This is a genomic window from Catenovulum maritimum (assembly GCF_001050375.1).
Taxonomy (GTDB): Bacteria; Pseudomonadota; Gammaproteobacteria; order Enterobacterales; family Alteromonadaceae; genus Catenovulum; species Catenovulum maritimum.
Genome location: NZ_KQ130491.1, coordinates 138552 through 155862 on the forward strand (window position 1 = coordinate 138552; position 17311 = coordinate 155862).

General features: G+C 38.0%; 12 protein-coding genes and 1 pseudogene. 6 read left to right on the forward strand and 7 right to left on the reverse strand.

From position 1 onward, the window contains the following. The first annotated feature begins 84 nt into the window (after positions 1-84). Positions 85-510, forward strand: coding sequence for a hypothetical protein (locus tag XM47_RS11465; protein ID WP_048692604.1), 426 nt, complete (start codon positions 85-87; stop codon positions 508-510). Between the two features lie 209 nt (positions 511-719). On the opposite strand, the gene XM47_RS11470 is transcribed toward XM47_RS11465, so the two are convergent. Then, positions 720-2180, reverse strand: a complete 1461-nt coding sequence (locus XM47_RS11470) for a BNR-4 repeat-containing protein (protein ID WP_048692606.1) — start codon at positions 2178-2180, stop codon at positions 720-722. A 369-nt stretch (positions 2181-2549) separates the two neighbouring features. Between XM47_RS11470 and XM47_RS11475 the strand changes: the two genes are divergently transcribed. Continuing rightward, positions 2550-3158 (forward strand): hypothetical protein, encoded by a 609-nt coding sequence (locus tag XM47_RS11475; RefSeq protein ID WP_048692607.1) that lies wholly within the window; start codon positions 2550-2552, stop codon positions 3156-3158. A gap of 282 nt (positions 3159-3440) precedes the next feature. Here XM47_RS11475 and XM47_RS11480 read toward each other — a convergent pair whose 3' ends face one another. Beyond that, on the reverse strand, positions 3441-3899 hold the full coding sequence (locus tag XM47_RS11480) for an Rsd/AlgQ family anti-sigma factor (RefSeq protein WP_048692609.1): 459 nt from the start codon (positions 3897-3899) through the stop codon (positions 3441-3443). A gap of 188 nt (positions 3900-4087) precedes the next feature. Between XM47_RS11480 and nudC the strand changes: the two genes are divergently transcribed. Both nudC and hemE read left to right on the forward strand, forming a co-directional pair. After that, the gene (nudC, locus tag XM47_RS11485) at positions 4088-4909 is read left to right on the forward strand and encodes an NAD(+) diphosphatase (RefSeq protein ID WP_048692611.1); all 822 of its coding nucleotides are present in this window, start codon (positions 4088-4090) and stop codon (positions 4907-4909) included. A gap of 228 nt (positions 4910-5137) precedes the next feature. Next, positions 5138-6205, forward strand: a complete 1068-nt coding sequence (gene hemE / locus XM47_RS11490; protein ID WP_048692612.1) for a uroporphyrinogen decarboxylase — start codon at positions 5138-5140, stop codon at positions 6203-6205. A gap of 115 nt (positions 6206-6320) precedes the next feature. Here hemE and sthA read toward each other — a convergent pair whose 3' ends face one another. The 3 genes from sthA to trmA form a co-directional block, all read right to left on the reverse strand. Then, positions 6321-7754: a Si-specific NAD(P)(+) transhydrogenase gene (sthA, locus tag XM47_RS11495; protein ID WP_048692614.1), complete on the reverse strand. Its 1434-nt coding sequence runs from the start codon at positions 7752-7754 to the stop codon at positions 6321-6323. A 179-nt stretch (positions 7755-7933) separates the two neighbouring features. After that, positions 7934-9055, reverse strand: a complete 1122-nt coding sequence (locus XM47_RS11500) for a fatty acid desaturase (RefSeq protein ID WP_048692615.1) — start codon at positions 9053-9055, stop codon at positions 7934-7936. Positions 9056-9311: 256 nt separating this feature from the next. After that, a complete protein-coding gene (trmA, locus tag XM47_RS11505; protein WP_048692616.1) occupies positions 9312-10409 on the reverse strand; it encodes a tRNA (uridine(54)-C5)-methyltransferase TrmA in 1098 nt (365 codons plus the stop codon). 249 nt (positions 10410-10658) lie between these two features. Here trmA and XM47_RS11510 point away from each other — a divergent pair, with 249 nt between their 5' ends. Further along, positions 10659-11918, forward strand: coding sequence for a DUF5610 domain-containing protein (locus XM47_RS11510; RefSeq protein WP_048692617.1), 1260 nt, complete (start codon positions 10659-10661; stop codon positions 11916-11918). 177 nt (positions 11919-12095) lie between these two features. Here XM47_RS11510 and XM47_RS11515 read toward each other — a convergent pair whose 3' ends face one another. Next, positions 12096-14705 carry a DUF7133 domain-containing protein gene (locus XM47_RS11515; RefSeq protein ID WP_053084552.1) on the reverse strand — a complete coding sequence of 870 codons (2610 nt, stop codon included), beginning with the start codon at positions 14703-14705 and terminating at the stop codon, positions 12096-12098. Between the two features lie 771 nt (positions 14706-15476). Between XM47_RS11515 and XM47_RS11520 the strand changes: the two genes are divergently transcribed. Continuing rightward, positions 15477-17009, forward strand: coding sequence for a mechanosensitive ion channel family protein (locus XM47_RS11520; protein WP_048692618.1), 1533 nt, complete (start codon positions 15477-15479; stop codon positions 17007-17009). A 127-nt stretch (positions 17010-17136) separates the two neighbouring features. Here the strand turns inward: XM47_RS11520 and XM47_RS18870 are convergent. Beyond that, positions 17137-17311: pseudogene (locus XM47_RS18870) on the reverse strand (NADP-dependent phosphogluconate dehydrogenase); the annotation flags it as partial.

A 17311-nucleotide genomic window follows, 5' to 3' on the forward strand; every position in this document is an offset into this window, starting at 1 on the left:
GCTATTGTTTTATTTAGAAGCTTATAGTGTTTATAGAATGCAACAACACGTTCTCTATTCTACAAATGTATTGGTGGGGTACTAATGAATTGGGTGCGTCGGCAGTTACTTTATGTTTATTACTTTGAAGCTAAACGATGGATAAAAAGAGGTAAACCTGATACGACTTTTAGTTTTTTTAAGTTAACAGGTTTTTTAGGAATGTGGCTAATTGATATCAATATCATCGTTGTTGCTGCGAGTAATTCTTTCAGGGTAACTTTTCAGCAATGGAACAATATTGTTGTTGCTTCAACATACAAAGGTGGAATGACGGTGCCTGCCGCTGTAGTTTGTTTGATTTCTGTGATTATTATGTTTTGTATATTAAAGGTTGGTGTTAAATATGAAGATATACCTAACTTAACAAGGGATTTAAAGTGGCTTGAAAAAAATGGCCGATTGAAAATCGATATTGCTTATTTTCTGAATATCGTGCTTCTGTTTACATTGATGGCTACATTAGTTTAGTAAGCTTTTGGCAATGCGTTGGGGAATAGTGTTGTTGATGAGATGAAAGGACCATCTGTTCTGCACAGATTTCTAAACACTACCTTCTAAGCACTACCAGTTATGGTTTATCCTGCTTCTATTTACATGGTCTGGCATGCTCACTTTTGCATGTTTTTAGGTGTGGCTGTCACACTTAAGATAATCCACCATTTGATCATGTTCGCTCTCTAGTTTAGGTCAAATACTTGTAAATACAGGGTGCGCGTATCACCTATCCCTTCAGCTTGTTTTAAATAGTAATAAACTTTGCCGTCAGCAACAAACAACACACCTTTATCAAATTTTGGTCCTGTGTTGTGCTGGTACATAAGCTCAAATTTATTCTCGCCACCTTGTGTTTTGACTATATTTACCCGGCTGTCTTTTAAACCAATTAGATACACAGCATTGTTTGAGGTGTAAAGCTGGCCGCTTAGGTCATATTCAACAGTCGTAAAGTTTTTTGTACCCGATTTTCGATAGGTGTGAAGGTTTATCTCTTTACCAAATTCAAGGTCTTTCACTTGGCTAACAAAATGTTCATCACCTTTATCTGTTACCACAAAGTCAAAACCATGCACTATCGACACCTGGTCTTTTTTAGTCGTTTGTGCCCAATCACCGGGCTCTGCAATTTGAATAAGCTCGGCTTTAGCGACAGGCAATTCAATTGGCTTAGCGTTAGCATCTTTCCAACTGATTACCCCTGTTGGGTCATCAGAATATGCGTAATAAATACCATTTTGGTAAACATATTTGTCGTTTTTATTTTTTGAACGGCGCTGAAAGGCGACGCGAAACTTGCCGCCTTCGTATTTAAAATCTCCATATAAACCCCAGTTGTATTCACTGCCGTGTTCAGAAGCTAATACTCGATTAAAATCTGTGTAGCCATGCCATTGTTTACCATCGAAACGCGCAAACAGCATTTTGCCGTTGGCAGAAAATCCATAACGCATTTTCATAAACAGGTCGCCGTTGTCGCCGGTAAAAAACGCTGGATAAGTTAATAACTTAGTAGTTTTAACATCATCTATGCCTGTAAAATTTAAATGTTTATAGTGACCTGCTTTGGAGTTAACAAACAGGTTCAAATTAAAATCTTCATCGGCAACAGTTGCTGCGCCTTTAAGTGTGTAGGAATAACGCAAATAGTCATCAGCAAATTCTGAGACACGACCATTTCTATGCATGTCGTAGAGCATATGGATGCTGTCATTTTTGGGGCTTATACCAACCGCTATGGTGTTATGTGTTTCACCAATCCACCATTTACCGTTATACCCAGTGTGACGGTGCGGAAATTCTATGGTTTTCATTACGCCAGTTTTGTTATTTAACCGAGTAAGCATCACGTGGCGATTTTCTTTTCCACCTTTGTACCAAGTCATAAATACATAATCTTTATATACTTTTATGCAATCGCCATGTGGGGATAACGCGTTGCCATATACGTAGTCATAACCTGCTGGGTTATTAGCTTGATGTTTAATCGACACCTTGTTGCCGTCAAAAAACATCGCTTGGTCAGTAATTTTGCTTTGTGAAAGAAAAACAGCCTTAGTTTGATTTTCAGCAAAAGCGAGTTGACTACAACAAAAACTGACAAGAGAAACAAAAATAATGGTTTTTAGTTGGTTTAGAGGCATTGCAAAGTGCTCAGTTCTTTCATAATTATTGCTGTATATAATACAAGCCTATGGCTGAACATTCAGTTTGCCTATGAACTTTTTGGCACTGTTATAAATTTAAAAATATATTAGGTGTACAACTATCTGGACAGGCGTTTATAGAGAGTAATTTATACTCGTTAAGTTTGGTGTGGCTTGATGATTTGTCTAATTACGGATGAAAAATAAATAGACATGAGTTGTAAGTAATTGTAATTTATATTTTTTAACAATGCCTGTCATGTGGATTTTGTTTCTAGAAATCCCTTTACCATCAGGAGGCAGCGATTTTATTAAGGGTGCGTTAAAGGTATTTTATATGCAGTTTTTGAGTAGTAGGTAACTACAATGATAAAAAAGATAGTTATGGGATCCCTCATCGCGGGTTTGTTGATTTGGTGGGCCAATTGGTCTAGTAAAGGTCTTGACGGTTGCGTTAAATTTCAAAATACATATATACCTAGAACGGTTTTGGTAACACCATCTAACTATAATTCAGCACCCTCAGGTCATGATCAACGTACTAGTATCAACATACGGATTTCGATTGATGACACAAAACATATTGTTCAGCTATATGGTAAGTATGCTCGAAAAACTAACGGTTTTCATGACGTCGCAATAAGAGCTTTGAAAGATTATGGGCCTGATACTATAAAACCGGAGCCATATGCAGTTAAATATCATCGGTTATATTATGCATCTCATGAAGGGGAAATGTTACCCAGTTGGTATATGATAAATTCTATTGAGCCGCCTATAGATCCAAATGTTAGATGGGCTTTGGCTTTGTGTTCAGAAAGGACTACTGGTAGTCCTAATTGTATATATTCGAATATGAACCATAAGATTCACTATGTAGTGACCATATATAAAGACTACTTTTCAAGGCTTGAAGAAATTGATCGCGTTATTTCGGATAAGCTTAAAAAATGGGAAGGAAAGTGCACATCTTAGATCCTTATGATACATAAACGTTGGTTCTGCTTATTAAGCTTTTGTTTTGAACTGTGCATATCAGCGTCTAAATATCTAGGCCACCCACCGATTGGAATTTTATAAATTAATCGGTTATGCATTTGGCAATGCGTTGGGGAATAGCATTGTTGAGGGGATAAAGAAAAAGCCTTACCTGACTTGATGGCGGTGTTGGCTTTCTCGTAATCAGCTTAAATATGTTTAGTTTTTATATAAACAGGCAAAGCTATTAGCGCCAAAGCCTGTTTATTATTTGGGGGATTAAGCTGTTTCTGTATGCTTGGTGTATAGGTTATGAATTAGTTGGTCTTCGTATTCAAATCTATCTTCTAACGCTTGTCCTAGCTTGGCTAGGTCTTCGTCAAATGATTTCCATACACTATCGTCAACAACAGAAGTATAAGTGTCGTTGAAATTAAGGGCTAAATCAGTACTGCTGGTTATTTTTGGCAGTAAGTCATGTGCAAGTGCTTTACTCTCGCCACCGTTTTTCTCACATTTTGATACAATGTCATCAAAGATTTCAAAATGACCAGCAGACAAGTAGTCAACGAGTACTTGGCAAAATTCGACCACTTCTTCAGCTTGAGGTAAAGCTGAGCCTTGTTGAATTAAATGGCAATATTTAACTAAAAGATCCTGTCTTTCTGCTAACCAATTATCGATAATTGTGTTTGCGCCACCGTATTTTTGTTGTGTTTGTTTTAAATCTGTTAGCATATCCAGCTCCAATCTTCTTTGGTATTCTTGCTATAGTGTTAATCTAACGCTATCGAAATGTAAAAAGCAACTAAACTAGGCGCTTTAAGTTAAAAATATGCTAAAGCGAGTAAGTTATAGAATAAAGTAACATAAAATTAGTCAAAAATTGAACAAAATCATTCGAATACAAGAGAGCAACACAAAAAATGATAATTGATAAGCTGACAAAAATTCATTCAGTAGAAAAGGCATACTGGTTTATTGTCAGAAAAGATGAAATATGGTTTGAAAGAGAAGCACCTTATGTTCCATTAGCAAGCTTTGCTGAGATGTTTCTTTCTGGTGATGTCAAAAAAATAATTTGTTTGGGTGAGCACAATGGTTTGCCTGTTTATAGCGTTAATTCTAATTCAGTTGCTTTATGCCCTGAGTTGAATGGCGATTTTATTGATCTGCGCCAAGTAATTACCGAATGTGAATTTACTTTATTTGGTTTTGCTGCAAAATCCATCCAATTTCAGCACTTTGTCGAAACTCATAAATTTTGCGGCCGATGCGGCCATAAGATGAAACCTGTTGGTTGGGAATTGGCAAATCAATGTCAAAAATGTAATCACAGGTGTTATCCAAGGCTGTCGCCTTGTGTCATCATGGCGGTAACAGATGGCGACAAATTGTTATTGGCTAGAGACAAGAAAAGCCGTTCAGGTCGGTATTCTATTTTAGCGGGATTTGTCGAGCCGGGTGAAACCTTAGAACATGCAGTGGCTCGTGAAGTTTTTGAAGAAACAGGTTTGGATGTTGGCAATATTAAGTATTTTTCTAGTCAACCTTGGCCCTTCCCACATCAAATTATGGTAGGCTTCACGGCTGAATATATTGCAGGCGAGATCAATGTTGATACTAGAGAGTTGATCGATGCTAAGTGGTTTGAAATATCCGATTTGCCAGAGACACCAGGAAAGTATTCGATTGCGGGTCAGTTAATTGAATATGTCTCTAAAAACAAAAAAGCCTTACATAAGTAAGGCTATAAAGTTAGTGCTTAAGGTCCCGTAAATATCGAGCTTCTGATTGTTGTTTTACTAGCGCGTGTATTTTATACCAGAGAGCCATTTTGCTTGCAACCAAAATATTAAATAAATGTAAATTTTGTAATCAATATAACTGAATTGTGTTCTTTTATATTGAAATAAACGTAAGATATAGGTTTGATTTATTAACTCAGTTTAAATCATCCATAGTTAGGAAATAATATGACTCAACTTAAAAATAGACGATATTTAGATGCTTTATTAAAACAGCCAGTCGATCGTACCCCAATTTGGATGATGAGACAGGCTGGGCGTTATTTGCCTGAATATCGTGCCACTAGAGCGCAAGCCGGTGACTTTATGTCATTATGCAAAAATGCGGAGCTAGCATGTGAGGTAACTATGCAACCCTTACGTCGTTACCCGTTAGATGCTGCTATTTTATTCTCAGACATTTTAACCATTCCTGATGCTATGGGTTTAGGCTTGTATTTTGAAACGGGTGAAGGTCCTAGATTCAAAAAAGAAATCAATAATGTAGCGGATGTTGCAGCGCTAAAAGTACCCGATCCAGATAAAGAACTAAAATATGTAATGGATGCGGTTAGTACGATAAGAAGAGAATTGAAAGGCGAAGTGCCATTAATTGGTTTTTCTGGTAGCCCTTGGACACTTGCTACTTATATGGTTGAAGGCGGAAGTAGTAAAACATTCTCTAAAATTAAGCGCATGGGTTATGAAGAGCCAGAAGCATTGCATTTGCTATTAAGTAAATTAGCCGATTCTGTCATTGAATATTTGAATGCTCAAATTGCCGCTGGTGCGCAATCTTTAATGATCTTTGACACTTGGGGTGGCGTACTTTCTCCAAGAGATTATCGTGAGTTTTCGTTAGATTATATGGCTAAGATAGTCGATGGTTTAAATACTGGTTCTGGTGAGCATAAAGTTCCTGTGACGTTATTTACTAAAGGCGGTGGTCAATGGTTAGAGTGGATCGCTGATACTGGCTGTGATGGTGTTGGTTTAGACTGGACGGTTGATATAGCAGACGCTAGAAGACGTGTCGGGCACAAAGTTGCGCTACAAGGTAATATGGACCCATCAATTTTATATGCATCTCCTGAGCGTATACGTCAAGAAGTGCAGGTGATCTTAGATGGCTATGGTGAAGGTACTGGACATGTATTTAACTTGGGTCATGGTATAACACCAGAAGTAGATCCTGAAAATGCAGGTGCGTTTATTAAAGCGGTAACTGAGTTAAGTTCTGCTTACCATACTAAGTAAGCTTAAGTTATTTTCTGTCGCTAATTAGCAAAAAGGGCAATTTATTAATTGCCCTTTTTATTTTAGTCAAAAGTCTCAGGATGCGGAAAACAGTATGACTGACTATTTTCCTTCCTTAAAAAAGTCGGTTAAGCCCGTTTAACGCGGCAACACGATAAGCTTCTGCCATAGTCGGGTAGTTAAATGTTGTGTTAACAAAGTAATCAACCGTATTAGCTTCGCCTTTTTGTTGCATTATCGCTTGTCCAATGTGGACAATTTCAGATGCCGCTGTGCCGAAGCAGTGGATACCTAAAATCTCTTTTGTATCAGGGTGGAATAGTATTTTTAAGCCACCAATTTTTGAGTTTGCGATTTGTGCTCTAGCGAGATGTTTAAATTGAGCTTTTCCTACTTCGTAAGGTATTCTGGCTGCAGTTAGTTCTTGTTCTGTTTTACCGACCGAGCTGATTTCCGGAATGGTGTAAATACCTGTTGGAATATCTTCTATTAGCTTAGACTCTACTTGTCCATCGACAATGTAGTTTGCCGCAAGTCTACCTTGGTCGTATGCCGCACTGGCTAAGCTTGGGTAACCTATTACATCACCAACCGCATAAACATTGTCTATTTCTGTTTGGTAATGCTGATCAACTTTAACTTGACCACGGCTGTCAGATTTAAGGCCAATTGATTTCAAGTTTAATGTATCTGTATTACCTGTTCTACCATTGGCAAAAAGTAAGCAATCTGCTTTAAATCTTTTACCTGATTTTGTTCTTAATATAACGCCATCTTCTGAGCTAGTGATAGTGTCATACTCTTCGCTATTACGGATAACAGTACCGCTATTTCTTAGGTGGTAACTAATCGCATCAGATACTTCGTTGTCTAAGAAAGATAATAGTCTTTCTCTTGTGTTGATTAGGTCAACTTTAACACCAAGACCTCTAAAGATACTTGCATACTCAGAGCCAATTACACCTGCACCATATATAATAATGCTGCGTGGATCATGTTTAAGTGACAAAATAGTATCGCTGTCATAAACACGAGTATGTGCAAAATCGACATCTTTTGGACGGTAAGGTCTTGAACCTGTTGCAATAACGATTGTTTTAGCTGTGATATCTTGAGTCGAGCCGTCGTCTTGAGTTATTTGGATCGTATGTTTATTTAGAAAAGCCGCTTCACCTTTAAGCAAGTTCACTCGGTTTCTATCGTAAAAGCCCGCTCTTAAACGAGTTTGTTGACGAATTACACCTTCAGCATGTTTTAAGATTTGTGGGAAAGTGAAGTGCTTGTCTCGACCACTGTCGCTAAATAAAGGATTTGAATTAAAATCAATTAATTGAGATACGGATTGTCTTAACGCTTTTGAAGGAATCGTACCCCAGTGAGTACAACCACCACCAACGGCTGAGTGGCGTTCTATTACGGCTACGTTAAGCCCTCTTTTTACCAGTCCCATTGCTGCGCCTTCGCCACCAGGTCCTGTACCTATAACGATTGCATCATAGTCAAATTTAGTTGGGCTTGAATCTTTAGATTTTTTGTCTGTTTCTGTCACGAGCTATCCTACCCTGTAGTTATATGTGTTTTTGATTATTCTAGCTTAAATAAGGGGGGGGGAGTGGAATATTTTTTGACAATAATCATTACAAGGGGATGTGATAAAGGGAGACTTTGATTTTTCGGGAGGATCTTAAAGTCAGGAGCCTTATTTATAAAGGCTCCATACTCTAATGTTTAGCTAAGTTCAGGAATTGAGTGTTGCCAAAAGGCATCTTTATGCTGCGCAAACTTACGCTTAAACTCTTCAACTTGTTTATAGACATCAGTCTTTTTGTAGTCATGGTTGAGTTTGCGTTTTTTTACTTCGATTAAGCGTTTTTTTGCCGCATAAAATTGATTCATAGCTTGGATTAGCTGTTCGTAATCGGCTTCGAGTTTATCGAGTAAAGCCGCATGTTGTGGCATTTTTGATAATTTCTGCCTGAAAGTTTCTAGTCGATGATCCGCTTTCGCTTTTTCTATTCTTTCGTCTGGTGCTGTGCGTAAGTTGTAAGTTAATCCAAACCAGCTTGCAGATTTAATGAACCATTTAGTCGGGTCAAATTGCCACCATTTAATCCCATTTCTGTAATCATACTCAAAAGTGTGGTGGAAGTTATGGTAGCCTTCGCCATAAGTTAATAAAGCTAAAAAGCCGTTATCTCGAGCCGTGTGTTCAGCGCTATAAGTTTGCTTACCCCACATATGCGCAAGCGAGTTGATGAAGAAAGTGAAATGATGGCTTAATACCAATCTAAGCACGCCTGCAGTTAATAACATAGCGGCTATATTTCCGTCTAACCAGCCTAACAAACATGGAATACCAAAGTTGGTCACTATTGCCAACCATAAGTAATTTTTATGCTGCCACATGACAATTTTGTCTTTTTGTAAATCTTTGACATTGTTGTAATTTTTATATTCAGTGCCTTGTTGTTCTCTAATCATCCAGCCAATGTGAGAATGCCAAAAGCCTCGCTTAGCTGAATAAGGGTCTTTGTCATTATTATCAACAAACCTGTGATGGTTTCTGTGATCAGAGCACCAATGTAAGATACTGTTTTGCAGAGCAAATGCTCCACCTATCGCATAAACGAATTTAATAAAAGGGTGGGCGTTGTAGGTTTTATGCGACCAGAGCCTGTGGTAGCCAGCTGTAATTGACATACCGCAATAGCCAAGACATAAGATAGTTGCGATTATATTTGCACTTGAGTAGCCATAGCTGAAGCCATAATAAGGTACTAGCGTTAGTGAAATTAATCCTGTGATTGAAAAAACCAAAAGGTTTACCCAGACTAGGGGAGCTTTATTCATATTTTTCTCAAATGTTTTGGGTTAGTGTTTTAAGACTAACTTTTAGCGTAATTAAATTTTAGAAGAGGTAAATATTTGTTCAAGTTTGGTTATGACTTGAGACCTCTAAAAAACTTTTCTTTGTAAAATCCAGAGCACTAGATATTTGATTAGTCAGTTATTTTTTATACTTGTTCAGGTTTAAAAAACGTCTAACTAAGCCATTATATCTAGCAATTATTTACTCCGATTGACATACAGCAAGCTAGCTGTGTTTTTATTTTTTCCGTAACCAGACGCCAGTTTCAATATGATGTGTGTATGGAAACTGATCAAAAAAGCAAATATCCGCAATTTCATGAGTTGAGGTAATTGCTGTTAAGTTTTTAGCTAATGTTTCAGGATTACAGGATATATATAAAATATGCTCAAACTTTTGTACTAGGCTTTCAGTATCTTGGTCTAATCCGGCTCTTGGTGGATCAACTAAAATGGTTGAAAACTTGTAGTCGTTAAAATCGATCTCTTTTAATGACTTAACTGGTTTACCTTCAAAGTAGGCTGCAGAAAAGTCCTCAGCGGATGATTGGCCAATAACCGTATTGTTGATGCCATTTTGAGCTAAATTAAAATTAGCGCATTTCACTGAGTTCTTAGATATTTCGGTTGCGAGTACTTTATTAAATTGGTTCGCCAGTGCGATACTGAAATTACCGTTTCCACAATAAAGTTCCAGTAAATCATGACTTAGGCTTGAACTGATATTATTAGCCCATTCCAACATTTTCTGATTAATAAAGCCGTTTGGTTGGGTGAATGTATTTTCTATTTGCTTATAGCTATATTCTTCCCCACATACAGTCAGCTTTTCTGTGACAAAATCTTGCTCGACTAGGATTTTCTGTTTTCTAGAACGACCGATTATATTGAGAGGCGCAATTTTATTAAGTTCGGTTTTAAGCTGCTCAGCTTCTCGTTGCCAATTGTCGTCGAGTGGCTTGTGGTAAATCAGGCTAACGAGAGCTTCACCTGATAAAGTCGTTAAAAAATCAACTTGGTAAAGCTTGAAACGTAAAATGTCATTCGCGAGAAAGGCTTCTCTAACGGCTTGCATTAATTGATTGATTAATTCAGAACCAGGTAAAAAATGATCGACTCTAAACTTTTCTTTGGTCGCCGGATCAAACATGATGTAATAGCTGTCTTCGCCTTGATGCCAGACTCTAAACTCAGCGCGTAAACGATAATGTTTCTCTGGTGAAGCGACAACAGAATGCTCGGGAAGCGCTAACCCTTTAAATAACTCTAAAGTGTCTTTAACTTTTTGATCTAGTAAAGTTTGATATTGACTCGTGTCAATTTGATCAACGCGCATTGAAGCTCCCGCTTAAAAAGCTGCCAATTTTACCTACATAGCGGCGTATTGTCAGTTTATTCTTGTATTTTTATAAATTAGTATCTGTTTGTTGGGCAAATGAAGCGGTATTCCGGAATATATTTTCTAAATTTAGCGCCGAATCAGCGCTTAAAATTAAGGCTATAATTAAAAATACGATATTGGCTAAATATTATTCAGTTTGAGCCGATAATAAGATAACTACAATTTTATTAAATGGTGATGATTATGGATGTGACTAATATCAAACCTGTATTAGACAATCGACCTTCGCCTAATTTAGCGAACACAGCTGAGGTTAAATCTAACCCGGACGCAAACCCTGCTGCTGGCGTAAAAGCTGAACAAGCAGTTGAGACTCACCTTAGTCAGGTGTCGAGGCATAAATTAGGTATTACAGTATTGCATCAATCTTTGGCTCGCAACATGGATTTATTCCAAACAGACAAGCCATTAGAAGAGCCAAAACAGAAAGAAATACCAGATAACAAAAGCTTATTCGACTTTGAAGAAGTCGCAAAAAATGTGCTCAATTTTGTTACAGGTGTTATTTCTGCTGCGTATGACTCTGGCGCAGATCAAGACGAGCTAAATGACTTACTCGGCCAAGCCAGAAAAGGGGTTAGTGATGGGGTTAAATCCGCATTTGATAGCCTAGGTTTATCGGAAGACAGTGATGACGAGCTTGCCAAAGGTATCAATAAAGCGCACGACAAAATTAACTTTGGTTTAGATGAGCTAGGTAAGCAAATTAATGCGGACAACTTTGGCTCAGAGCAAGCTGTATTTGGCAGCCTAGTCACAGAAAACAGTATTAGTAATAGTCAGTCTGGTGAAATTGCCATTACCACTAAAGACGGTGATAAAGTGAGTATTAGCTTTTCTGCAATCCAAGCTTATATGGAAAGATTAGAGCAAACTCAATTAGCTGCTGAAAAAACGACGCCGCAAGGGAATCAGTATTTTTTAAGTTCTGAAGAAAAGCTGACCACTGCGAATTTACGTTCTGCTGAATTGGCGCTTGCCGTTGAGGGGGAACTTGACGAAGCTGAGTTAGTTGCAATTGGTGATTTAATGTTGCAGATATCAGATGTAGCAGATGAGTTTTTTAATGGCGATGTTCAAGCCGCCTATGAACAAGCTTTAAAAATAGGATTTGATGAAACTGAAATCGGTAACTTTGCGTTAGAGTTAAACCAGCGCAGTGAAGTGGTGAGTAAAACCACTAGCCAAGTAGCTGCTTATCGTTCAGAAAATACGGCAGAGAAAGAATTACCTAAGAGTGTGGCAAATCCGATTCAGGAATACGTGAAAAAATTACTGGATATGACTAAACAAGGTGAACAAGTCGCGGATAAAGAAGAGTTAGAGTCGGTGGTAAATCAGGTTTTAGGTAACCAGTATCAACTCACAGGTAATGAGCTGATTAGCGCTATGAACCGCTTTAATCATTTTAATGGTCAGGTTTTAAATAACCTTAACTCGTGATAATAATTGGATAATGCAGATAATTAGCTAATTTATTATCCTGAATTAAGGTTAAATAAAGATCTTCTGGCTTAGAAACTTTCATTTGGCTGAATTCATCCGTGTGGGTTCACCTAAACTGACAGCTTAACAACTCATTTGCTGAGTTTGTTAAGCTGTATTCAATGTGTTATTCCACTAATCTAAGTATCGCCCAGTCAATGATAAGTCGTTAATTTTCCATTGCTTGTTTCCACCAATCTGATTGGTGATTTTGATGAACTTAGCGACTTGACCTAGAGTCTGGTTTCTATCGTTATCGGTTGCTGTTTTATTCTTTATAACCGTTTGCCATTTATTGCCATCTAGAGAAAACTCAATTGTGTAGCTTCTAGAGTAATTGGCTAACTGGCCTTCGGAATTTAGATTAACTTCGGTAATTGCAGCTTTGGCTGGTAATTCTAGTGTAATCGCCTGACCTGGTTGGCGTTTATTCATTGCTGAAAAATGTGGCCATTTACCAAGTTGAGAATCGGTTAATTTAGCTATGTTGTTTTTTGGATGAACGTCAAAATTGGTCGTAATTTTCCACTCTTTTTTACGCTCGAGTGGAGTGTTAAACGCTTGGGTCAGTTCTTCTAAAGTCCAAATCGCCGTTCTATCTGATGATAGCGATTTTATTTTTGCAACTTCATCCGGCGTAATTAAGCTAGCTTTGTTGCCAAATTCATTTCTGATGTAAGTTAAAACATTAGCAACGTAAGTATCTCCGTTAGAAGCTAAAGATTGCATCATGCCACCTAGATAGGTTTTTCCTTCGATAGGTCCTTGTAATCCATGTAAAACTAAATTGGTTAGTAGTGTCTTATTACCTACAATTCGTGGGTTATTTACAAAAGATGGCGCTATTAGCATTTCGCCCGCTTTCGTGCCTGTACCATCTTTACCATGACAATCAGCACATAAACTCTTAAAGCCTTTTTCACCTTGTATCATAGCCGCAGCAAGTTCTTTATTACCTTCGGCTAGCTTTTTACGCTTTTCGTTTAGTGCAACTAAATTAATCATAGACTGTGCAATGGCTTGCATGCCTTTTTTGTTGCCATGATTTCCGGTTGCAAATTTTAAAATTGGTTTTTGCATTGAGCTGCTAGTCGCATAGGCAGATAAAACCGTTTGTTGAGCTATTTCAACGTTTTTGCTTTTTGCTTGTTCTAGCCAAAGTTGCTCTATGCCTTTATCTCCTTTTGTGACGAGTTGTTCTGACAGTCGAATGGCAGAGATTCTTACTTTAGTGTTTTCTGCACTGAATAATTTCTGAATTATTTCCGTGTCGACTACACCTAAGCCTTCCATAGTCCATAAAGCATGGATTTGACCCATCGGATTAGTATCATCTAGCGCCATTTTTTTCAGAGCGGGAATGACGTTTTTATCGCCAGAGATAACAATTAATTTTTGTGCTTCTAGTCGCCACCAACGGTTTTTATGACTTAAATGTTTAACCAATTGAGCGGGTGTTTCTGAGTACATTTTGGGTTGCTTTCCAAGCTTCACGCCCTCTTTAGTCACTCTGTACAAACGCCCGCCGCCAATTACTTTGTCAAAACCGTAGAGGTCAATCACTTCGCGTAAATACGATCCTTTTTTAGTCCAGTTCCCTTCTTGAATTATGCCTCTATACATGTCGAGGATCATTAATGAACCGTCTGGGGCATTATCTGACCACACAGGTCGGAAATTCGCATCGGTCGAACGAATAAACTCAGATTTTGCTGTTTGGTACGGGTGGGTTAACACGGTATAGCCGTCTTTTCTGACACGTTTTGCCCGACGCACTAAGTTTCCAACCGGTTCTGGAATAATATAGTCACCATACATATCGTCGAACAGTTCACCATAGTAAATGGATTGGCCGCCGTTCCCTGTGAAGTGATTTAATGTATTGTCTTTACGCAGCATTTTTAACCCACCTTGTACATCTGGAGTTGTATCAAGTGGAAAAACTTCTCTAAAGCCTTTTGCTTGTTCACCGCTTACTTCTATTTGGCTATAAACTGCTGGAAATTGGAAATTATAAGCCGGATTTTGTGCCCCAGCGCCTGAGTAATATTGAGTTCCTAAATCGTCATGCGCTAAGCCCCATTGGCCGCCTCCGTATGCGATTTCTTGGGCGATTACTTTACCATCGACATATTTGTATCTTTTATCTGTGTAGGTAACATACATCCAATTATCTAGGTTGTAGATTAAACCGCTAGGTTGATGCTCTAAATTACCGCCTCTTGGGCCACCTTGGTAAATGGTGGTTTTCTTATCAGCAATACCGTCATCATTCGTATCTTCAATTAAGAGTAAATCAAGCGTGTTAGTTTCTCTGACTAAAATTTTACCGTCTTCTAGTGTGGTTATCATTCTAGGTAACAACAAGTTATCGGCAAAGATGGTAAAGCTATCAAATACACCATCGTTATTTTTATCTTCTAAACGTTTAATTCGACTTACTTTATTAAATTTACCTGAGCCATCTACATCCTGCATATAGGTGAGCATTTCTGCGACATATAAGCGGCCATTACCATCGTAAGTAAATAAAACCGGTTCTTCTATCATTGGCTCTGCTGCTGCAAGCTCCATCTTGTAACCATCTTCAAGTTCCATCGTTTTCAGACTGGCTTGCGGTGATAGGGGCTGAATCTTTTTATGTAGTTCAGGATCGTAAGCATTTGCTTGAAAAGCGAGTGAGCCACTCATTAATAAACATAGAAATTTAAGTTTTGTCTTTACTGTATTTTGCTGCAAATTCATATCTTACTGAGCCTTTTATGAATTGGAGTTCTAAAATGGTTTATAGGTTTAGAACCTGATAGATATTTAACCTAGGTTACAAATTAGGTTATCTCAGAAAAATTTGTTGTACAATTGTTGCCAGATAGGATCGAGTTAGGCTTGTGACTTTTTCCCGCTTTTTTATTTCTGTTTTGTCTCATTTTTCGTGAACTTAATCTTTTATTGAGCCTTTTATATGGTGTGATATCAAGTTTTTATTTATTTAGTTGTTTATTATCAATTGGTTATGGTGGTTGTCAGTTGCAGGGCAAAATGACTAAATTTGGTATAAAAAGTCAGTGTTAAAAAGTGTAAAGCTTTTGAAAGTTTATGATGATGAATAATTTTCAGCCGATTTAGCTATTTTGGTTTATGCTTAATGTATCTAACCTTAATTCTGGATAATAACTTGCTTTCTAGGGGCTATTCTTCCCTGCTAATACGGTTTTAAGCGCGTTGAATTCGAAGAGAAAATATTAGCTTAGAATAAAGCTTTATGTCTTTGTTAATGATTACAATGATTTAGCAAACTTCTTATCTCGAGTTTAGGTTACCTAAGTCATTTGGCGTGGGCTAATAACTTTCATTGTTTTTACATTTAGCCAAACTTAGTTTTGTGGTTAGCGAGTTGCGTAAACGCATTCGATGATGAGGCGCTTTAAGCTTGTATATTCAGTGTAAAGCTATTTGAAGCGTGCAAAATAAGCCATTACATACTATTCATTTTTTATCTTTATCTAGAGGAAAATTATGATATTCACCTCTTGGGTAACAGCAGCTGTTATTAGTGTAAGTTTTTTGGTTACCGCAGCATCATTAAGGGCGATCGAACCAGGAAATAATAAACGAGCTAGGCGTGTTGCCTTTTTCTGTTTGAGCTATTTATTAGCGGTTGCCTGTTTTTATATTAGTAAAAGTGTACCGCAGATAGACATTGAAGCGAGTTCGCAAGGCATTGCTTTTTTAATGGGGTGGTTAACCTCGTTAGAAATCTTTTCCATCATTCTATTTAAAATTATTTTGCCCAAGCTCGGGCATAATTTACCTTCTATTGTCACTGAACTGTTTTTGGGTGTGTCTGTTGTTGTATTAATCGGCGTTACTTTAAGTCATTTTGGTGTAGATACCACAAGCATAGCTGCAACTTCAGCGGTCGTGACGGCTATTTTAGCAATTGGACTTCAAGCGACTTTAGGTAATGTGATTGGCGGCGTTGCCCTGCAATTAGATAGGTCAATTAGAATTGGGGATTGGATTCAACTAGAAAATGGTAAACAGGGTAGGGTGCAAGAGATTCGCTGGCGTCATACTGTGTTAGAAACCCGAGATTGGGACACTATCATTGTGCCTAATTCATCTTTGCTTGCAGCAAATATTACCATTTTAGGCAAGCGTGCAGGTGAGCCGCTACAGCATAGAATGTGGGTTTATTTTAGTGTTGATTTTCGTTATTCACCTTCTTATGTGATTGATACAGTTGAAAAAGCGATTCAAGCACCACCTAGCATTTTAGGTATTTCTGAGAACCCTAAACCTAATTGCGTTTGTATGGATTTCTCTAAAGAACATCACGAAAGCTATGCCTTGTATGCAGTGAGATACTGGTTAACGAATATACAGGATGATGATCCCACCAACTCTTTAGTACGAAGACGTTTATTTGCTGCATTACAAAGAGCAAAAATACCGCTGGCGATACCTGCTGCGCAAATCTTTGTGGAAAAAGATAATGAGCAAAATCGTGAACGTAAAGCCCATTCAGAGTTAGATAAAAGGGTGGGGGCGTTAAAACGTATAGAGTTTTTATCTGCCTTGAGTAAAGATGAATTTAAGCATCTTGCAGAGGGCTTACAGCCGGTATTATTTTCTAAAGGTGAAAATATTATGGTGCAAAATGATCAAGCGCACTGGCTGTATATAATGACAGAAGGAAAAGTTGGTGTATGGGTTACGGCTGCCAATCAAACTCAAAAAGTAACAGATTTATCAGCACCAACTTTCTTTGGTGAGATGGGGTTAATGACAGGGGCTCCAAGAAGCGCCACCATAACAGCTATGACGGATGTTAGGTGCTATCGATTATATAAAGATGTTTTCCATAAAATTTTGCATGATCGACCAGCGATGGCAGAAGAGATCTCAGCGATTTTAGCAACCAGAGAAGTTGAAACTCAGAACGTTAAAAGCTTACTGGATCAGGCTACTCAAAAGAAAAGAATTGATGAAGTCTCAGGACATATGCTGGATAAAATCAGTGACTTTTTTGGTTTAGCGGCTAAATAGATTAAGTATAGGGGCGTGAAGGTAGGCGAGGACAAATCGGCAAAGCAAACAAAAAAGCCGAGAAGAATTCTCGGCTTTCAATTTTAAACTAATACAAGTTAACGCTTAATTAAAGCTTAATTAAAGCTTAAACGTTGTAAGTACTAGATGCTGTGTCACCACCGCGGCCAGTCCAATTAGTGTGGAAGAACTCACCTCTTGGCTTATCTGTACGCTCATAAGTGTGCGCGCCAAAGTAATCGCGTTGTGCTTGTAATAAGTTCGCTGGTAAGCGCTCTGTACGGTAACCATCAAAATAAGTC